Here is an 18,651-nt window from a genome sequence, read left to right as displayed (position 1 = left end):
GCTGCCGAAGGCTGCGTTCGGCTGCGCAGCGGCCGTAAAATCGGGCTCTGTGGAGTTACAGGTTAACTGTGGTTGCATGATTTGCGACTGCTGCGCAGCCGAACGCAGGCTTCGCCAGCTGCTACGGACCGCGTCGTCGCCTTAACTGACGGCATTAGGCAGATGATTGACGCCTGTTTTTTTAATGCGCTGAAAATAAGTGCCCCGTCTCGACAATAACTGTTCGTCTTTGACGGCGTCTCTTGCCGTCATACTGCGTTGCCGCTCCTCGCCATAGCGGGCTATGACTCGTCACGGCGCCTTGTCTGACGACAAGAGCCACTCGCCAAAAACTGAACGTATTGCCGAGACGGGGCACCGGTTTTTTTTAGGCACGGGTATTGCTATAGCTCTCGCAACGTTGCGTTTAACTGACGCTCAGCCAAGCGAGTAAGCCCGATGCCTCAAGCCGCCCAGCTGTCTCCTGCCCCTCAAGCTTCGGGGCAATCGTCGTCCGTAGAGCAGGCAAGCCGGCCCGGACTTGAGCAGGCGTTTGCGCTGTTCAGCCAGATGTCGAGCCAGCTGACCGACTCCTACAGCATGCTCGAAGCACGCGTCACCGAGCTCAAGGGTGAGCTGGAGGTGGTCAGCGCCCAGCGCATGCAAGAGTTGGCCGAGAAAGAGCGCCTGGCCAACCGTCTGCAAAACCTCCTCGATCTATTGCCCGGTGGCGTCATCGTCATCGACGGGCAAGGCCGGGTCCGCGAAGCCAATCCAGCCGCCTCTGAATTGCTTGGCCTGCCGCTGGAGGGTGAACTCTGGCGCCAGGTCATCGGGCGCTGCTTCGCGCCCCGTGAAGACGACGGCCATGAAGTTTCCCTGGAAGATGGTCGACGCCTGTCGATTGCCACCCGTTCGCTGGATGCCGAACCGGGGCAGTTGGTGCTGCTCAACGACCTGACTGAAACCCGTCACCTGCAGGATCAGCTGGCCCGTCACGAGCGCCTGTCGTCCCTGGGGCGGATGGTCGCTTCTCTGGCGCATCAGATCCGCACCCCGTTGTCGGCGGCGTTGATTTACGCCAGTCACTTGACTGAGCAGGAGCTGCCGGTGGCCACCCAGCAACGCTTTGCCGGACGCTTGAAAGAGCGTTTGCACGAGCTGGAGCATCAGGTGCGCGACATGCTGGTATTTGCCCGTGGCGAATTGCCGCTGACCGATCGTATTACCCCAAAAGCCTTGATGCAGGCGCTGCAAGCTGCGGCGCAGACCCATGTCCAGGGCCTGCCGTTGCGCTGGCAGTGCGACGTGCATGCCGGCGAGTTGCTGTGCAATCGCGACACATTGGTCGGTGCCATGCTCAACCTGATTGAAAACGCGATCCAGGCCAGCGCCGGCGCGGTTCGTTTGAAGGTGCATCTGTATGCCCGGGAAAACACCTTGCGCCTGTGCGTGAGTGACAGCGGCAGTGGTATCGATAGCGCGATGCTGGCGAAATTGGGCGAGCCGTTTTTTACCACTAAAACTACCGGAACCGGCCTCGGACTGACCGTGGTCAAGGCGGTGGCACGGGCTCATCAGGGAGAATTGCGGTTGCGCTCGCGGCCGGGCCGCGGCACCTGTGCATGGGTGGTCTTGCCGCTGTTTTCGGCTGAGCACGAACACGCCCGGGGAATGGAGTGAAGGTCATGGCGGTCAAGGTTTTACTGGTGGAAGACGATCGTGCCCTGCGCGAGGCGCTGGCCGATACGCTGCTGCTGGCCGGGCACGAATACATTGCGGTCGGCTCGGCCGAGGAGGCGCTGGAGGCGGTTGCCGCGCAAGCGTTCAATCTGGTGATCAGTGATGTGAACATGCCGGGGATGGATGGGCATCAGTTGCTCGGCTTGCTGCGCGCGCGTCAACCGCCATTGCCGGTGTTGTTGATGACCGCCCATGGCGCGGTCGAGCGGGCAGTGGACGCCATGCGCCAGGGCGCGGTCGACTATCTGGTCAAACCGTTCGAGCCCAAGGCCTTGCTCGATCTGGTGGCACGCCATGCCCTGGGTTCCCTGGGCGTTGCCCGGGACGAAGGACCGGTGGCCTTCGAGCCGGCCAGCGCGCAGCTGCTCGAACTGGCGGCGCGGGTCGCGCGAAGTGATTCCACGGTGTTGATCTCCGGTGAGTCCGGCACCGGAAAGGAAGTGCTGGCGCGTTATATCCATCAGCACTCCCGTCGCGCCAGTCAGCCCTTTATCGCGATCAACTGCGCGGCGATTCCCGACAACATGCTCGAGGCCACTTTGTTCGGCCACGAGAAGGGTTCGTTCACCGGCGCCATTGCTGCCCAGGCCGGCAAGTTCGAGCAGGCCGATGGCGGGACCCTTTTGCTCGACGAAATTTCCGAAATGCCCCTGGGTCTGCAAGCCAAACTGTTGCGGGTATTGCAGGAGCGTGAGGTGGAACGCGTCGGTGGGCGCAAACCCATCACCCTGGATATCCGCGTGGTGGCGACCACCAACCGCGACCTGGCTGGCGAAGTGGCGGCGGGGCGTTTTCGTGAAGACCTTTACTATCGGCTATCGGTGTTTCCGCTGGCCTGGCGTCCGTTGCGCGAGCGCACCGCCGATATCCTGCCGCTGGCCGAGCGGCTGTTGGCCAAGCACGTCAATAAAATGAAGCACGCCGCGGCGCGCCTGTCGGCCGAGGCCCAGGCCTGCCTGATCGGCTATCCATGGCCGGGTAACGTGCGTGAACTGGACAACGCGATCCAGCGTGCGCTGATCCTGCAGCAGGGTGGCTTGATTCAACCGGAAGATTTTTGCCTGAGCGGTCCCGTGGCCTGCGCGCCCCTGCCGTCGTTGGCAGTGCCGGGTCAGCCGCAGGTGCGCGCCACGCCAGTGGATAGGGAACCGGGCGAGTCAGTGGGCGCCCTGGGTGAAGATCTGCGTCGACGCGAGTTCCAGATGATCATCGATACCCTGCGCGCCGAGCGCGGTCGCCGCAAAGAGGCGGCCGAACGCCTGGGCATCAGCCCGCGGACCTTGCGCTACAAGCTGGCCCAAATGCGCGACGCCGGAATGGACGTCGAGGCTTATTTGTTCGCCACCTGATTCGTCTGTAGCAATATCCGGTATTGGCTTTTGTTCAGGGCGGGCAGGGAGCTGGCACCCTTGTTGCTACCACCACATTACCCGCCGCCTGAGCGTCAAAAAATTGCGGGTCGTCAGAGAGAGCAGACCATGAGCCAAGGTATTGAATTTAATCGGTTGATGTTGGACATGCGCTCCATGCAAATGGACGCCATGGCTCAAGCGAAGTCGACTGTCGCAGTGCCGCAAGTGCCTGGCAGCAGCTTCTCCGACATGCTCGGGCAGGCCGTCAACAAGGTCAGCGAGACTCAGCAGGCCTCGAGCCAACTGGCCAGCGCCTTCGAGATCGGCAAAAGCGGCGTCGACCTCACCGACGTGATGATTTCCTCGCAGAAGGCCACTGTCTCTTTCCAGGCGCTGACCCAGGTGCGCAACAAGCTGGTTCAGGCCTACCAAGACATCATGCAGATGCCAGTTTAAGTCATGGCAGAAACCGATAACATTCCGGCGAGGGCCAACCCGGCGGACGGCAAACCGCCGCTGTTCGGCTTGTCCTTTCTGGAAAACCTTTCCGAGATGACCATGTTGCGTCAGGTCGGCCTCATGGTCGGTCTGGCCGCGAGCGTGGCGATTGGTTTTGCCGTGGTGTTGTGGTCCCAGCAACCGGATTACCGGCCGTTGTATGGCAGCCTTGCCGGTATGGACGCCAAGCAGGTCATGGACACCCTGGCCGCTGCGGACATTGCCTACACTGTCGAACCCAACTCCGGTGCCTTGCTGGTCAAGGCCGATGATCTGTCGCGGGCGCGCCTGAAACTGGCCGGTGCCGGGGTGACCCCGAGCGACGGCAATATCGGCTTTGAAATCCTCGACAAGGAACAGGGCCTGGGAACCAGCCAGTTCATGGAGGCGACTCGCTATCGTCGAGGCCTTGAAGGTGAATTGGCGCGGACCATCTCCAGCCTGAACAACGTCAAGGGTGCGCGGGTGCACTTGGCGATTCCGAAGAGTTCGGTGTTCGTGCGGGACGAGCGCAAGCCCAGTGCTTCGGTGCTGGTGGAACTGTATTCCGGCCGTTCGCTGGAGCCGGGCCAGGTATTGGCGATCATCAATCTGGTGGCCACCAGCGTTCCCGAACTGAGCAAGTCGCAGATCACCGTGGTCGACCAGAAGGGCAACCTGCTCTCCGACCAGGCGGAAAACTCCGAACTGGCCATGGCCGGCAAGCAATTCGATTACAGCCGGCGCATGGAAAGCATGCTCACCCAGCGTGTGCACAATATTCTGCAGCCGGTACTGGGCAACGACCGCTATAAAGCCGAAGTCTCGGCTGACGTGGACTTCAGTGCGGTCGAGTCGACCTCCGAACAGTTCAACCCGGACCAGCCAGCGCTGCGCAGCGAGCAGTCGGTCAACGAACAGCGCACCACCAGCAACGGTCCGCAAGGCGTACCGGGGGCCTTGAGCAATCAGCCACCGTCGCCGGCTTCCGCGCCACAATCCACCGGTGGCGCCAGCGCTTCGGCCGGTATGGTGCAACCTGGCCAGCCGCTGCTCGATGCCAACGGTCAACAGATCATGGACCCGGCCACCGGTCAACCGATGCTGGCGCCGTACCCGGCGGACAAGCGTCAACAATCGACCAGGAACTTCGAGCTGGATCGTTCCATCAGCCACACCAAACAGCAGCAGGGGCGGTTGAATCGCCTGTCGGTGTCGGTGGTGGTCGATGATCAGTTCAAGCTCAACGCCGCCAACGGTGAAGTCACCCGCGCGCCGTGGAGCGCCGACGAATTGGCGCGCTTCACTCGTCTGGTGCAGGATGCCGTGGGGTTCGACGCCAGCCGTGGCGACAGCGTCAGCGTGATCAACATGCCGTTCTCGACCGAGCGCAGTGAAGTGATTGCTGAAGTTCCGTTCTACTCCCAGCCCTGGTTCTGGGACATCGTCAAACAGCTGCTCGGGGTGTTGTTCATCCTGGTGCTGGTGTTCGGTGTGCTGCGCCCGGTACTCAACAACATTACCGGCAAAGGCAAGCAGCTGACCGGCATGGGCAGCGATGTCGAACTGGGCGGCATGGGAGGGCTGGATGGCGAACTGGCCAACGATCGCGTCAGCCTCGGTGGCCCGCAGAGTATCCTGCTGCCGAGTCCGAGCGAAGGTTATGACGCACAGTTGAATGCAATCAAGAGTCTGGTGGCAGAAGACCCGGGTCGTGTGGCTCAGGTCGTGAAAGAGTGGATTAACGCAGATGAATGATAATCGAGTCGCCGCCGCCAAACTGTCCCGGGTCGACAAGGCCGCGATTCTGCTGCTGTCCCTGGGCTCGACTGACGCCGCGCAGGTCCTGCGACACATGGGGCCCAAAGAGGTCCAGCGGGTCGGCGTGGCCATGGCGCAGATGCGCAATGTGCACCGCGAGCAGGTCGAGCAGGTGATGAGCGAGTTCGTCGAAATTGTCGGCGACCAGACCAGCCTCGGCGTCGGTTCCGATGACTATGTGCGCAAGATGCTCACCCAGGCCCTGGGCGAAGACAAGGCTAACGGCCTGATCGACCGGATCCTCCTGGGTGGCAACACCAGTGGCCTGGACAGCCTGAAATGGATGGAGCCACGGGCAGTGGCGGACGTGATCCGCTACGAGCACCCGCAGATCCAGGCGATAGTCGTCGCTTACCTGGACCCGGACCAGGCCGGCGAGGTGCTCGGGCATTTCGATCACAAAGTGCGCCTGGACATTGTGCTGCGGGTTTCCTCGCTCAACACTGTGCAGCCTGCGGCCCTGAAAGAACTCAACCAGATTCTCGAGAAGCAATTCTCCGGCAATTCCAACGCTTCGCGTACCAACCTGGGTGGTGTCAAGCGCGCTGCCGACATCATGAACTTCCTCGACAGCTCGATCGAAGGCCAGCTGATGGACGCGATTCGCGACGTCGACGAAGACCTGTCCGGTCGGATCGAAGACCTCATGTTCGTCTTCAACAACCTTGCCGATGTCGACGATCGCGGTATTCAGGCGCTGCTGCGCGAAGTCTCCTCGGACGTACTGGTGCTGGCCCTCAAGGGTTCGGACGAAGGCGTCAAGGAGAAGATCTTCAAGAACATGTCCAAGCGTGCCGCCGAATTGTTGCGCGACGACCTCGAGGCCAAGGGCCCGGTGCGGGTCAGCGATGTGGAAACCGCGCAGAAAGAAATCCTCACCATTGCCCGCCGTATGGCCGAAGCCGGAGAAATCGTTCTCGGCGGCAAGGGCGGCGAGGAAATGATATGAGGTCGTGCAGACCCCAGCGCGCGCCCTTCACCATGAGCACGACCTTGTGACGCCTTCCAATAAAGATGAGTCTCCCAGCGACCTGATTCGCGCCCGCGACGTCGGTGGTTTCGACCTCTGGTCGCTGCCCAGTTTCGATCCGCATCAACCGGAGCCTGAACCCGAGCCGAGCATCGAAGAAATGCCGGCCGAGATGGAAGAAGTGCCACTGGAAGAAGTCCAGCCACTGACCCTTGAAGAACTCGAAAGCATTCGCCAGGAGGCTTATAACGAGGGCTTCGCGACCGGTGAGAAAGAGGGCTTTCACAGCACTCAGCTCAAGGTTCGCCAGGAAGCCGAAGTCGCCTTGAATGCCCGCCTGGCCAGTCTTGAACGGCTGATGGGCAACCTGTTCGCGCCGATTGCCGACCAGGATTCGCAGATCGAGAAGGCCATGGTCGGCTTGGTCGAGCACATTACCCGGCAGGTCATTCAGCGCGAGCTGGCCATCGACTCGACGCAGCTCGAGCGAGTGATGCGCGAAGCCTTGAAGCTGTTGCCGCTGGACGCGGAGAATGTCCGGCTGTTTATCAATCCCCAGGACTTCGATCAGGTCAAGGCCCTGCGCGAGCGGCATGAAGAAACCTGGCGAATCGTCGAAGACGCCACATTGCAGCCCGGTGGCCTGCGGGTTGAAACCCCCCACAGCCGCATCGATGCAACGATCGAAACGCGCATCAGCCAGGTCATGGCCAAGCTCTTCGACCAGTTGCACGAGCAGGCGTTGCATCCGGCCGCCCCGGACCTGAGCGTCGACCTGGACAAGCCCGATGCGCCTTGAGCGAACCAGCTTTGCCAAGCGCCTGGGCAGCTACGCCGAAGCCACCGAACTGCTCGGCCAGCCGATCCTTGAAGGACGTTTGTTGCGCATGGTCGGCTTGACCCTTGAAGCCGAAGGCCTGCGCGCCGCCATGGGCAGCCGCTGCGTGGTGATCAACGATGACAGCTATAACCCGGTGCAGGTCGAGGCCGAAGTCATGGGCTTCTCGGGCAACAAGATTTTTCTGATGCCGGTCGGCAGTGTCGCCGGCATCGCGCCGGGCGCGCGGGTGGTTCCCCTGGCCGATACCGGTCGTTTGCCGATGGGCATGAGCATGCTCGGACGGGTGCTCGATGGCGCCGGACGGGCGCTCGACGGCAAGGGCGGGATGAAGGCCGAAGACTGGGTGCCAATGGACGGCCCGACCATCAACCCGCTCAAGCGCAACCCGATCAGTCAGCCGCTTGACGTGGGCATACGCTGCATCAACGGTTTATTGACGGTCGGTCGCGGCCAGCGCCTGGGGCTGTTCGCCGGTACCGGCGTCGGCAAGAGTGTGCTGCTGGGCATGATGACCCGCTTTACCGAGGCCGACATCATTGTGGTCGGGCTGATCGGTGAGCGGGGTCGAGAAGTTAAAGAGTTCATCGAGCATAGCCTCGGTGCGGAGGGCCTCAAGCGCTCGGTGGTGGTCGCGTCGCCAGCGGATGACGCGCCACTGATGCGCTTGCGCGCCGCAATGTATTGCACGCGGATTGCCGAGTACTTTCGCGACAAGGGCAAGAATGTCCTGTTGCTGATGGACTCCCTGACCCGTTTCGCCCAGGCTCAGCGGGAAATCGCCCTGGCCATCGGCGAGCCGCCAGCGACCAAGGGCTATCCGCCTTCGGTCTTCGCCAAGCTGCCGAAACTGGTGGAGCGCGCAGGTAACGCCGAGGCAGGCGGTGGTTCGATCACGGCGTTCTATACCGTGCTCTCGGAAGGCGACGACCAGCAGGACCCGATCGCCGACTCCGCACGGGGTGTGCTGGATGGCCACATCGTGCTGTCGCGGCGCCTGGCGGAGGAGGGGCACTACCCGGCCATTGATATCGAGGCCTCCATCAGTCGGGTCATGCCGTCGGTGGTCAGCGCCGAACACATGCAGCGCGCGCAACACTTCAAACAGCTCTGGTCGCGCTATCAGCAAAGTCGTGACCTGATCAGCGTCGGCGCCTATGTACCGGGTGGCGATCGGGAAACCGATATGGCCATTGCCTTGCAGCCCGCGATGGTCACCTACCTGCGCCAGGGCTTGAGCGACAACATCAGTCAGGGCGAGAGCGCAGCCCATCTCGCCTCGGTGTTCGCTCCCGCGGTCGGCGGTTAACGCGCCATGGCCCGATACCTATGGCGCGGACTTGTAGCAGCTGGCGAAGCCTGCGTTCGACTGCGCAGCGGTCGCAAGACCTGCTTGCACGGTTCACCTGAAACACCACAGCGCTTGATTTTACGACTGCTGCGCCGTCGAACGCAGCCTGGCGGCAGCTGCTACAGGCCACGTGTCACCTTGACTGGCTGGTTTTAGGTCGTGGCCCAGAGCCGTGCGGCGCGCCTGGCGCCAGTGGTCGACATGGCCGAAAGCGCCGAGCGCAATGCCGCCCAGCGTCTGGGGCACTTTCAAGGCCAGGTCCGCCTGGCCCAAAGCAAGCTGGGAGACCTGGAAGGCTTTCGCAGCGAATACCAGCAGCAATGGATCGAGCGCGGCAGCCAGGGGGTCTCCGGGCAATGGCTGATGAATTACCAGCACTTCCTCAACCAGCTGGAAACCGCGGTCGGCCAGCAACGGCAAAGCCTGGCCTGGCACCAGAACAACCTGAACAAGGCCCGGGATACCTGGCAGCAGGCTTATGCGCGGGTCGAAGGCCTGCGCAAGCTGGTCCAGCGCTACCTTGATGAGGCGCGAAAGCTCGAAGACAAACGCGAACAGAAGCTGCTGGATGAGTTGTCGCAGCGCTTGCCGCGCCAGGATCCGTATTGATCCTGTATTTCGGGCTTGGCCAGTTGCCTGCGGGACTGTAGGGTGCTAAACCATGTATAGATTGCCAATGACAAGGAAGCATTATCATGTCGGTTGAATCAGAAGTGTCACCGGACGGGCAAAAACTCACGATCTTGATCAAGGGTCGCTTTGATTTTGGCAAGCATCAGGAGTTTCGCGACTCCTACGAGAAACTCAACCAAACGCCAAAGGCGATTGTGGTGGATTTGAAAGACGCCACCTATCTCGACAGCTCGGCGCTGGGCATGCTGTTGTTGCTGCGTGATCATGCCGGCGGAGAACAGTCCGACGTGAGGGTGATCAACGGTAGCTCGGACGTGCGCAAGATCCTCGCCATCTCCAATTTCGACAAGCTCTTCGACATCAGTTGATCAGCATGCAATCGGGCTTCGAACCGCTGACGGTGTTGATCGCCGAAGACAGTGCGGCCGATCGTATGCTGCTGTCGACTATCGTCCGGCGCCAGGGCCATGCCGTGCTGACCGCCAGCAACGGTGCCGAAGCGCTGGCGCTGTTCGAGCAACAGCGCCCGCAACTGGTGTTGATGGACGCCATGATGCCGGTGATGGACGGTTTCGAGGCGGCGCGCCAGATCAAGCAATTGGCGGGCGAAACCCTGGTGCCGATCATCTTCCTGACCTCCCTGACCGAAAGCGAAGCCCTGGTGCGCTGCCTGGAAGCCGGCGGCGACGACTTTTTGGCAAAGCCCTATAACCAGGTGATTCTGGCGGCCAAGATCAAGGCCATGGACCGTTTGCGCCGGTTGCAGGCTACGGTGCTCGAACAGCGCGACCTGATTGCCCGGCACCATGATTACTTGCTCAACGAACAGCGGGTAGCCAAGGCGGTATTCGACAAGGTGGCGCATTCCGGTTGCCTGAAGGCGCCGAACATCCGCTACCTGCAATCGCCTTATGCCCTGTTCAACGGCGACTTGCTGCTCGCAGCGTTTACCCCGGCAGGCGATATGCACGTGCTGCTGGGCGATTTCACCGGCCATGGCTTGCCGGCCGCGGTCGGTGCCATGCCGTTGGCGGAGGTCTTCTATAGCATGACTGCCAAGGGCTATGGCCTGGCGGAAATCCTGCGTGAGATGAATGCCAAGCTCAAGCGCATCCTGCCGGTGGATATGTTTTGCTGCGCGACCCTGTTGTGCCTGAGTTTTCAGCGCCGCGCAGTGGAGGTCTGGAATGGCGGGATGCCGGATGGCTACCTGCATTGCTTCGCGACGGGTGCACGCACGCCGCTGCTGTCGCGGCATTTACCCCTGGGTATCCTGGGCGCGCAGGCCTTCGATGATCGCACCGAAGTCTTCCCCATGGCGCTCGGAGACCGGGTCTTCCTGCTGTCGGACGGAGTGATCGAGACCTGTGACGCCAACGAACAGTTGTTTGGCGTCGAGCGCCTGGAGCAGGTGTTTGTCGCCAATCGACAGCCGGATCGACTGTTCGAGGAAATCGAGCAGGCGCTGAGGGATTTTCGCGGGGAGGCGCACGACGACGTGAGCATGGTCGAGGTGAGCCAGATGGAGGCCGCACAGCTGACCCCGCCGGTGATGGTCTATTCCGACAGTGGTCAGTCCTGCCCGCTGGATTGGTCGGTGAGTTTCGAATTTCGCGCGGCCACCCTCAAGCGTTTCAATCCGTTGCCTTATTTGTTGCAGTTGTTGCTTGAAGTGCATGGCCTGCGGGCGCAAAGCGGAGCGCTCTACAGTGTGATGGCCGAGCTCTATTCCAATGCCCTGGAGCATGGGGTGCTGGGGTTGGACTCCAACATCAAAAGCGATGTCCGAGGTTTTGCACACTACTACCAGCAGCGCAATGCGCGTCTGGAAAAACTGCAGGAGGGATATGTGCGCGTGCATTTGCAGGTCGCGCCGAGGGGCGAGGGTGGATCTCTGGTGGTTCGGGTCGAGGACAGTGGCGAAGGTTTTGATGTGCAGCGAGTCATGGCCGGCCCCGTCGATGTCGAGCGCTTGTCGGGGCGTGGCCTGAACCTGGTTCGGCAGTTGAGCCATAACGCGAGCTGGTCCGACGATGGTCGCAGTGCCCGCGTGGAGTTTTCCTGGGAGGCTCTGGCATAATCCGCGAATTCTTGATCAGGGAGTGAACAAGTGCCTGAGATTCATCTGGACCACGAAGTGCTGAGTGCGTTGCGAGAAGTCATGGAGGACGAATATCCGCTGCTGCTGGATACCTTTCTTGCGGATTCCGAAGAGCGTTTGCGGCTGCTGCATAAGGCCGCTGATGCGGACCAACTGATCATCACCGCCCATAGCTTTAAAGGCAGTAGCAGCAATATGGGGGCTGTCCGTCTCGCCGAGTTGTGCCATCAACTCGAGCAGCGAGCCAAACAGCCGTCGCTGGGTGGTATCAAAAAGCTGGTGGCAGAGATTGATGGAGAGTTCGCTATCGTCCGGCCTCTGTTCAAGGAGGAGCGTCAGCGCTTTCATTGTTGAAAACTGCCAGTTGGCGGTTTTCGACTCCGCTGAGAGAACCTGGCTCGACCTTTGCTATAGCCACTGTAACTGCGCCAACGATCCCAGTGCAGCGGAGACCGTTTTATGCCTCTTTCCCCCAACACGCTTCTTCAGGCCGCGCCGACGGCCAAGCCCCAGGCTGCGACCGCCAATAACCAGGCAACCGTTGCCAGGCCTGGGGATAAGTCTGCAGATTTTTCCCGGGTCTTTGCCAAAGAGGCGCAGAACCAGCCTGCCCCCACCGGGGAGGGAAAAGCACGGCTGGCGCGCGACAAGCAGGATGCGGTCACCGACAACGCTGCCGCCCCGCAGCCAGCCGTTGCCGATAGCGGCAAATCCTTGCCAGACGATCAGGCTGTCGAGGCGCAGGATAAGGTTGCCAGCGATGCCGCACCGGCGGACAGTGTGGCCGTCAATCCGGCCCCGGCATCGATGCAGGCGGCCGTCCCCGCTCCGGCAGCCGATGCTGCGGTTGACGCGTCGCTGGCTGCCGCAGCGGCTGCAGCTGCCTTGGCGGTGCAGGCCGATGCCGATTTCGACCCTGAAGCCGATCCCCTCGATGCGTTACCGGCATTGCGTCTGGCCCTGGAGCAGGGCGGGCATGTCTCGGCTTCCAGTCAGGCTCAAGGCAAGGCGCCAGCGCCTGCGGGGGAACTGACCCCGGCGCAGAACTTCGCCAATGCGATGGCGGGCATGCTGGAGCAGGCGGACAGCGGCAGTACCGAACAGGGGACGGACAAGGCCTTCAGTGGCTTGATCGATGAGGGTCTCAAAGACCTGAACACGGCCTCCAGCGATACCCGGGTCGATGACTTCGCCAACCGTCTGGCGGCATTGACCCAAGCCGCCACGCCAAAGACCGCCAATGCGCTGCCAGTGAATCAACCGTTGGCCATGCATCAAAGTGGCTGGACCGAAGAGGTGGTCAACCGGGTCATGTACCTGTCGAGTGCCAACCTCAAGTCAGCCGATATTCAGCTACAGCCGGCCGAGCTTGGCCGGCTGGATATTCGGGTGAACATGGCCGCCGATCAGCAGACCCAGGTGACCTTCATGAGTGGCCATGCGGTAGTCCGTGAAGCGCTGGAAGGGCAGCTGCACCGCTTGCGCGACATGTTCAGCCAGCAGGGAATGGGCCAGGTCGACGTCAACGTGTCCGATCAATCCCGGGGCTGGCAGGGGCAGGAGCAGGCTCAACAGGGCCAAGGCGGGCGAACCAGTGCCAGCGGTGGTCACCTGGATTCTGGGGACGACGAATTGCCGATGAGCGTGACTGAAGTGGCTGCCACCAGCACCACGGTGTTGGGGTCCAGTGCGGTGGATTATTACGCCTGATTGAATCGGCGGCGCTTGTGAAAAGATCGCAGCCTGCGGCAGCTCCTACGGATTAGCGCACGCCTGGATATCCAGGGTGTACGCGGTCCCCCCGTAGGAGCTGTCGAGCGCAGCGAGGCTGCGATCTTTTATATATCCACCTACCCACCCGATCCTTTTTCCCTACAGACAACTCTGGCATAACACTTGCTCTTGCCTTGCCGTGCGACTGTGAAACCCCGAATAGTGACGGATTATTGGCATGGCGAAGAGCGAAGCAGTAAAAGACCCCGCAGTGAAAGGCAAACTCAAGCTTGTCCTGCTGATTGTTCTGGCTCTGCTGCTGGTTATCGGGGTGTCCATCGGCGCGACCTGGTACGTCATGCACAGCGCCAAGAGCAAGCCCGATGCCCCTGCGGATGTCGTCAGCCTCATCAAGCCCGCGGCGATCTATGAGTCGATGGCCCCGGCCTTCGTCGCCAACTACAACCACAACGGTCGTCAGCGCTATATGCAGGTGAGCATTACCCTGCTGGCGCGTAATCAGGCCGATCTGGATGCGCTGAAAATCCACATGCCGGTGATTCGCAACAACCTGGTCATGCTCTTCTCCGGGCAAAGCTTCGAGGCTCTGGCGACCCCGGTCGGCCAGGAGTTGCTGCGCCAGAAGGCGACTGCCAGTGTGCAGGAAGTGGCGCAGAAAGAAGTGGGCAAAGTGGTGGTCGAGCAGTTGCTCTTTACTAACTTCGTATTGCAGTAGGAACACGACATGGCCGTGCAGGACCTGCTGTCCCAGGACGAGATCGATGCGCTGTTGCATGGTGTCGACGACGGTCTGGTACAGACCGACAACACTTGCGAGCCTGGCAGTGTCAAAAGTTATGACCTGACCAGCCAGGATCGCATCGTCCGCGGACGCATGCCGACCCTGGAAATGATCAACGAACGTTTTGCCCGCTATACCCGCATCAGCATGTTCAACATGCTGCGCCGTTCCGCGGACGTTGCCGTCGGTGGCGTGCAAGTGATGAAGTTCGGCGAATACGTGCACTCGCTGTATGTGCCGACCAGCCTCAACCTGGTCAAGATCAAGCCATTGCGCGGCACCGCACTGTTCATCCTCGACGCCAAGCTGGTGTTCAAGCTGGTGGACAACTTCTTTGGCGGCGACGGTCGTCACGCGAAGATCGAAGGTCGTGAATTCACCCCGACCGAATTGCGCGTGGTGCGCATGGTCCTGGAACAGGCCTTCACCGATTTGAAGGAGGCCTGGCAGGCGATCATGGAAGTGAACTTCGAATACATCAACTCGGAGGTCAACCCGGCCATGGCCAACATCGTCGGGCCGAGCGAAGCCGTCGTCGTCTCGACCTTCCACATCGAACTCGATGGCGGTGGCGGCGATCTGCATATCACCATGCCGTACTCGATGATCGAGCCGGTCCGGGAAATGCTCGATGCCGGGTTCCAGTCGGATCTCGATGACCAGGACGAGCGTTGGGTCAACGCCTTGCGCCAGGATGTGCTGGACGTCGATGTGCCGCTCAGTGCGACGGTCGCCCGTCGTCAGTTGAAGCTGCGGGACATCCTGCACATGCAACCCGGTGATGTGATCCCGGTGGAACTGCCGGATGAATTGATCATGCGCGCCAATGGCGTTCCGGCCTTCAAGGTCAAGCTGGGTTCCCACAAGGGCAATCTGGCGCTGCAAGTGGTTGGGCCGATCGTGCGCCGTTGAGCGGCGCGTATACCCCTTCGCTTTTGTTAATGAATTTTTGCCCGCCGAGGACCACTGATGGCTAATGACGATGTAATTTCCGCGGAAGATCAGGCCTTGGCTGATGAATGGGCTGCTGCGCTGGGAGAGTCCGGTGATGCCAGCCAGGACGATATCGATGCCTTGCTGGCGGCCGATGCCCGTCCGACTTCCAACCGCTTCCCGATGGAAGAATTCGGCAGCGTGCCGAAGAATAGCGAACAGGTGACCCTCGACGGTCCGAACCTGGATGTGATTCTGGATATCCCGGTGTCGATTTCCATGGAAGTCGGCAGTACCGAAATCAACATCCGTAACCTGTTGCAGTTGAACCAGGGCTCGGTGATCGAACTCGATCGTCTGGCCGGCGAACCGTTGGACGTTCTGGTCAACGGCACGCTGATCGCCCATGGCGAAGTAGTGGTGGTCAACGAGAAGTTCGGCATTCGCCTGACGGACGTGATCAGCCCCAGCGAACGCATCAAGAAGTTGCGCTGAGTGAAAAAGCTACTCGGTATAGTGCTGGCGTTGCCGTTCAGCGCATTGGCTGCCGAACCGCTGGCGACTGCTGCTGTGCCAGTGGCCGGCAGCGGTGTGGGCGGGCAACTGACGCAGTTGGTGCTGGGGCTGCTGCTGGTACTGGGCCTGATCTTTTTCCTGGCCTGGCTGTTGCGACGGGTGCAACAGGCCGGACCTGGCGGCAAGGGGCAAGTGATCGAGCTGATCGGCGCGCGCGCGCTCGGGCCACGGGATCGGCTGGTGCTGGTGCAGGTCGGTAACGAGCAGATTCTGCTCGGCTTGACCCCGGGCACTATCACCGCGTTGCATGTGCTCAAGGAGCCGGTGCAGGTGCCGGGCACCGAGCAGGCGACTCCCGAGTTTGCCCAGCGCCTGATGGAGCTGTTGGGTAAAGACAAGGATAAGAAGTAATGCCGCTGCGCATCCTGTTGACGCTGGTCCTGATGCTGGCCGCGCCATTGGCATTGGCTGCCGAGCCGCTGTCGATTCCGGCCATCACCCTGGGCACCAACGCCGACGGTGCTCAGGAATATTCGGTCAGCCTGCAGATCCTGCTGATCATGACCGCGCTGAGCTTCATTCCGGCGTTCGTCATGCTGATGACCAGTTTTACCCGGATCATCATCGTGTTCTCGATCCTGCGTCAGGCCCTGGGCCTGCAACAGACGCCATCGAACCAGATCCTCACCGGAATGGCGCTGTTCCTGACGATGTTCATCATGGCGCCGGTCTTCGACCGGGTAAACCAGGATGCGTTGCAGCCTTACCTGGCGGAAAAGCTCACGGCTCAGGACGCAGTGGCCAAGGCCCAGGTACCGCTCAAGGACTTCATGCTGGCACAGACTCGCAGCAGCGACCTGGAGCTGTTCGTGCGCCTGTCCAAGCGCACGGATATCGCCAGCCCAGATCAGGCGCCCTTGAACATTCTGGTCCCTGCTTTTGTCATATCCGAGCTGAAAACTGCGTTCCAGATAGGTTTCATGATCTTCATTCCGTTCCTGATCATCGACCTGGTCGTGGCCAGTGTGCTGATGGCCATGGGCATGATGATGCTCTCGCCGCTGATCATTTCCCTGCCGTTCAAGATCATGTTGTTTGTGCTGGTGGATGGTTGGGCATTGATTGTCGGCACCTTGGCGAGCAGTTTTGGTGGCGTTTGAAACCTTGTTGGCGGGTGGTGCGTTATGACTCCTGAAGTCGCAGTAGACCTGTTCCGTGACGCGCTGTGGCTGACCACCATAATGGTCGCCGTGCTGGTGATTCCAAGTCTGTTGGTCGGTTTGCTGGTAGCAATGTTCCAGGCTGCCACGCAAATCAACGAACAGACCCTGAGCTTCCTGCCGCGGCTGTTGGTGATGCTGGTGACGCTGATCGTTGCCGGACCCTGGCTGGTGCAAACCTTCATGGAATACATCCTGCGGCTGTACGGCAATATTCCGCAGTTGATCGGCTGAACCATGTCGATGCTTGCGCTGACGGATACGCAGATCAGCACTTGGGTGGCGAGCTTCATGTTGCCGATGTTTCGCATCACTGCGGTGCTGATGACCATGCCGATCTTTGGCACGACACTGGTTCCTACTCGTGTTCGGCTGTATTTCGCCCTGGCGATCACCGTGGTGGTCGTGCCCGGATTGCCGCCGATGCCGCAGGTGCATGCGCTGGACCTCAGCGCGCTGTTGCTGATCGCTGAGCAGATCATTATCGGAGCGCTGTTAGGGTTCTCCCTGCAGTTGTTTTTCCAGGCCTTTGTCGTCGCCGGTCAGATCATCTCGATCCAGATGGGCATGGGCTTCGCTTCCATGGTCGACCCCACCAACGGCGTGTCGGCTGCGGTGATCGGGCAGTTCCTGACAATGCTGGTGACGCTGCTGTTCCTGGCCATGAACGGTCATCTGGTGGTGATTGAAGTCTTGATTGAAAGCTTCACCACCTTGCCGGTGGGCAACGCGATGCTGGTCAATCATTTCTGGGAAGTGGCCAGCAAGCTCGGTTGGGTACTCGGCGCGGCAATGATTCTGGTGCTGCCGGCGATTACTGCGTTGCTGGTGGTCAACATTGCCTTCGGCATCATGACCCGGGCAGCGCCGCAGCTGAACATTTTCTCCATCGGCTTTCCACTGATCCTGGTGCTGGGCATGGTGATTTTCTGGATCGGCATGGCCGACATTCTCAATCAGTATCAGCCGCTGGCCACCGAGGCCTTGCAGTTTTTACGCGAACTGGCACGGGCGCGCTGAGTCATGGCTGAGAGTGAAAGCGGTCAGGACAAAACAGAAGATCCCACGGAGAAGCGCAAGCAGGAGTCTCGGGAAAAGGGCGAGATTGCCCGATCCAAAGAGCTCAACACCCTGGTGGTGACCTTGGCGGGCATCGGTGCGTTGCTGGTGTTCGGCGGGACATTGGCGATAGACCTGCTGGAAATCATGCGCCTGAATTTCTCCCTGCCTCGTGAGGTGCTGCTTAATAACGGTTCCATGATTCAGTATTTGCTGCACTCCGGGAAAATTGCGCTGGGCGGGCTCCAGCCGATCCTGACGGTCCTGTTGATTGCGGCGATAGTGGGACCGATATCCCTGGGGGGGTGGTTGTTCGCCGGTAGTAGCCTGGCGCCGAAATTCAGCCGGATGAACCCGGCCAGTGGGCTCAAGCGGATGTTTTCCAGCACGGCGCTGATCGAGCTGCTGAAGGCCTTCGCAAAGTTCTTTATCGTGTTGTGTGTGGCGCTGTCGGTGTTGTCCTCGGATATCGACGACTTGCTACGAATCGCCCATGAACCGCTGGAACAGGCGATCATCCACAGCGTGCAATTGGTCGGTTGGAGCACCTTGTGGATCGCCTGCGGGTTGCTGCTGATCGCGGCGGTGGATGTGCCGGTGCAGCTCTACATGAGTCACAAAAAACTGCTGATGACCAAGCAGGAAATCCGCGACGAACACAAGGATTCGGAAGGCCGGCCGGAGGTCAAGCAACGGATTCGCCAGCTGCGGCACGATATGTCCCAACGGCGGATGATGGCTTCGGTGCCCGAAGCCGACGTGATCATCACCAACCCGACTCACTACGCAGTGGCGCTCAAGTACGACCCGGAGAAGGGCAGCGCCCCGGTGCTGCTGGCCAAGGGCAGCGACTTCACCGCCCTGAAGATCCGCGAAATCGCCGTGGCCAACGACATCCTCCTACTCGAATCACCCGCCCTGGCGCGTTCGATCTACTACTCCACCGAGCTGGATCAGGAAATCCCGGCGGGGCTGTATCTGGCGGTGGCGCAAGTGTTGGCCTACGTGTACCAGATCCGCCAGCATCGAGCGGGGAAGGGCAAGCGTCCGGAACCGCTCAAGGACCTGCCGATTCCGGCGGATTTGCGCCGCGATTCTTAATGTTCACACCTCTTTTGGCTCTTTTGCGCCGCGATTCTTGAT

At 60.7% G+C, this 18,651-nt stretch carries 20 protein-coding genes; all 20 read left to right on the top strand.

Going from position 1 to position 18,651, the window contains the following annotated elements:
- Positions 1 to 438 precede the first annotated feature (438 nt).
- The 20 genes from F8N21_RS16875 to flhB all read left to right on the top strand — a co-directional run bounded on the left by F8N21_RS16875 (position 439) and on the right by flhB (position 18,609).
- Entirely contained in the window at positions 439 to 1,662 is a 1,224-nt protein-coding gene (locus F8N21_RS16875) for a sensor histidine kinase (protein ID WP_150643197.1), read from the top strand.
- A gap of 5 nt (positions 1,663 to 1,667) precedes the next feature.
- Positions 1,668 to 3,071 carry a sigma-54-dependent transcriptional regulator gene (locus tag F8N21_RS16870; protein WP_150643196.1) on the top strand — a complete coding sequence of 468 codons (1,404 nt, stop codon included), beginning with the start codon at positions 1,668 to 1,670 and terminating at the stop codon, positions 3,069 to 3,071.
- Positions 3,072 to 3,200: 129 nt separating this feature from the next.
- Entirely contained in the window at positions 3,201 to 3,530 is a 330-nt protein-coding gene (gene fliE / locus F8N21_RS16865) for a flagellar hook-basal body complex protein FliE (RefSeq protein ID WP_150643195.1), read from the top strand.
- Positions 3,531 to 3,533: 3 nt separating this feature from the next.
- Positions 3,534 to 5,309 (top strand): flagellar basal-body MS-ring/collar protein FliF, encoded by a 1,776-nt coding sequence (gene fliF, locus F8N21_RS16860; protein ID WP_150643194.1) that lies wholly within the window; start codon positions 3,534 to 3,536, stop codon positions 5,307 to 5,309.
- Positions 5,302 to 6,321, top strand: a complete 1,020-nt coding sequence (gene fliG / locus F8N21_RS16855) for a flagellar motor switch protein FliG (protein ID WP_150643193.1) — start codon at positions 5,302 to 5,304, stop codon at positions 6,319 to 6,321. Before fliF ends, fliG begins: the two co-directional genes overlap by 8 nt.
- Before the next feature lie 46 nt (positions 6,322 to 6,367).
- Positions 6,368 to 7,141 (top strand): flagellar assembly protein FliH, encoded by a 774-nt coding sequence (fliH, locus tag F8N21_RS16850; protein ID WP_150643192.1) that lies wholly within the window; start codon positions 6,368 to 6,370, stop codon positions 7,139 to 7,141.
- Positions 7,131 to 8,489, top strand: coding sequence for a flagellar protein export ATPase FliI (fliI, locus tag F8N21_RS16845; protein WP_150643191.1), 1,359 nt, complete (start codon positions 7,131 to 7,133; stop codon positions 8,487 to 8,489). The genes fliH and fliI overlap by 11 nt, the downstream gene beginning before the upstream one ends.
- Positions 8,490 to 8,690: 201 nt before the next feature.
- Positions 8,691 to 9,140, top strand: a complete 450-nt coding sequence (fliJ, locus tag F8N21_RS16840) for a flagellar export protein FliJ (protein ID WP_150643190.1) — start codon at positions 8,691 to 8,693, stop codon at positions 9,138 to 9,140.
- Positions 9,141 to 9,226: 86 nt separating this feature from the next.
- On the top strand, positions 9,227 to 9,532 hold the full coding sequence (locus F8N21_RS16835) for an STAS domain-containing protein (protein ID WP_150643189.1): 306 nt from the start codon (positions 9,227 to 9,229) through the stop codon (positions 9,530 to 9,532).
- A 5-nt stretch (positions 9,533 to 9,537) separates the two neighbouring features.
- Entirely contained in the window at positions 9,538 to 11,244 is a 1,707-nt protein-coding gene (locus tag F8N21_RS16830; RefSeq protein WP_150643188.1) for a fused response regulator/phosphatase, read from the top strand.
- A 30-nt stretch (positions 11,245 to 11,274) separates the two neighbouring features.
- Positions 11,275 to 11,619: an Hpt domain-containing protein gene (locus tag F8N21_RS16825; RefSeq protein WP_150643187.1), complete on the top strand. Its 345-nt coding sequence runs from the start codon at positions 11,275 to 11,277 to the stop codon at positions 11,617 to 11,619.
- 105 nt (positions 11,620 to 11,724) lie between these two features.
- Positions 11,725 to 12,975: a flagellar hook-length control protein FliK gene (locus tag F8N21_RS16820; RefSeq protein WP_150643186.1), complete on the top strand. Its 1,251-nt coding sequence runs from the start codon at positions 11,725 to 11,727 to the stop codon at positions 12,973 to 12,975.
- A 241-nt stretch (positions 12,976 to 13,216) separates the two neighbouring features.
- On the top strand, positions 13,217 to 13,714 hold the full coding sequence (gene fliL, locus F8N21_RS16815) for a flagellar basal body-associated protein FliL (RefSeq protein WP_150643185.1): 498 nt from the start codon (positions 13,217 to 13,219) through the stop codon (positions 13,712 to 13,714).
- Between the two features lie 9 nt (positions 13,715 to 13,723).
- Entirely contained in the window at positions 13,724 to 14,692 is a 969-nt protein-coding gene (gene fliM, locus F8N21_RS16810) for a flagellar motor switch protein FliM (protein WP_150643184.1), read from the top strand.
- Positions 14,693 to 14,749: 57 nt separating this feature from the next.
- On the top strand, positions 14,750 to 15,208 hold the full coding sequence (gene fliN, locus F8N21_RS16805; RefSeq protein ID WP_150643183.1) for a flagellar motor switch protein FliN: 459 nt from the start codon (positions 14,750 to 14,752) through the stop codon (positions 15,206 to 15,208).
- Positions 15,209 to 15,640 carry a flagellar biosynthetic protein FliO gene (fliO, locus tag F8N21_RS16800; protein ID WP_150643182.1) on the top strand — a complete coding sequence of 144 codons (432 nt, stop codon included), beginning with the start codon at positions 15,209 to 15,211 and terminating at the stop codon, positions 15,638 to 15,640. It abuts the gene before it with no gap.
- On the top strand, positions 15,640 to 16,389 hold the full coding sequence (gene fliP, locus F8N21_RS16795; RefSeq protein WP_150643181.1) for a flagellar type III secretion system pore protein FliP: 750 nt from the start codon (positions 15,640 to 15,642) through the stop codon (positions 16,387 to 16,389). Before fliO ends, fliP begins: the two co-directional genes overlap by 1 nt.
- Before the next feature lie 24 nt (positions 16,390 to 16,413).
- Positions 16,414 to 16,683: a flagellar biosynthesis protein FliQ gene (gene fliQ, locus F8N21_RS16790; RefSeq protein WP_150643180.1), complete on the top strand. Its 270-nt coding sequence runs from the start codon at positions 16,414 to 16,416 to the stop codon at positions 16,681 to 16,683.
- A gap of 3 nt (positions 16,684 to 16,686) precedes the next feature.
- Positions 16,687 to 17,469, top strand: coding sequence for a flagellar biosynthetic protein FliR (gene fliR / locus F8N21_RS16785; protein ID WP_150643179.1), 783 nt, complete (start codon positions 16,687 to 16,689; stop codon positions 17,467 to 17,469).
- A gap of 3 nt (positions 17,470 to 17,472) precedes the next feature.
- Positions 17,473 to 18,609, top strand: a complete 1,137-nt coding sequence (flhB, locus tag F8N21_RS16780; RefSeq protein ID WP_150643178.1) for a flagellar biosynthesis protein FlhB — start codon at positions 17,473 to 17,475, stop codon at positions 18,607 to 18,609.
- The last annotated feature ends 42 nt before the right edge of the window (positions 18,610 to 18,651 follow it).

This window comes from Pseudomonas fluorescens (genome assembly GCF_902497895.1).
GTDB classification, from domain to species: domain Bacteria; phylum Pseudomonadota; class Gammaproteobacteria; order Pseudomonadales; family Pseudomonadaceae; genus Aquipseudomonas; species Aquipseudomonas fluorescens_BP.
The sequence above is the reverse complement of the archived record's forward strand: the minus strand, read 5'-3'. Positions and strand labels throughout refer to the sequence as shown.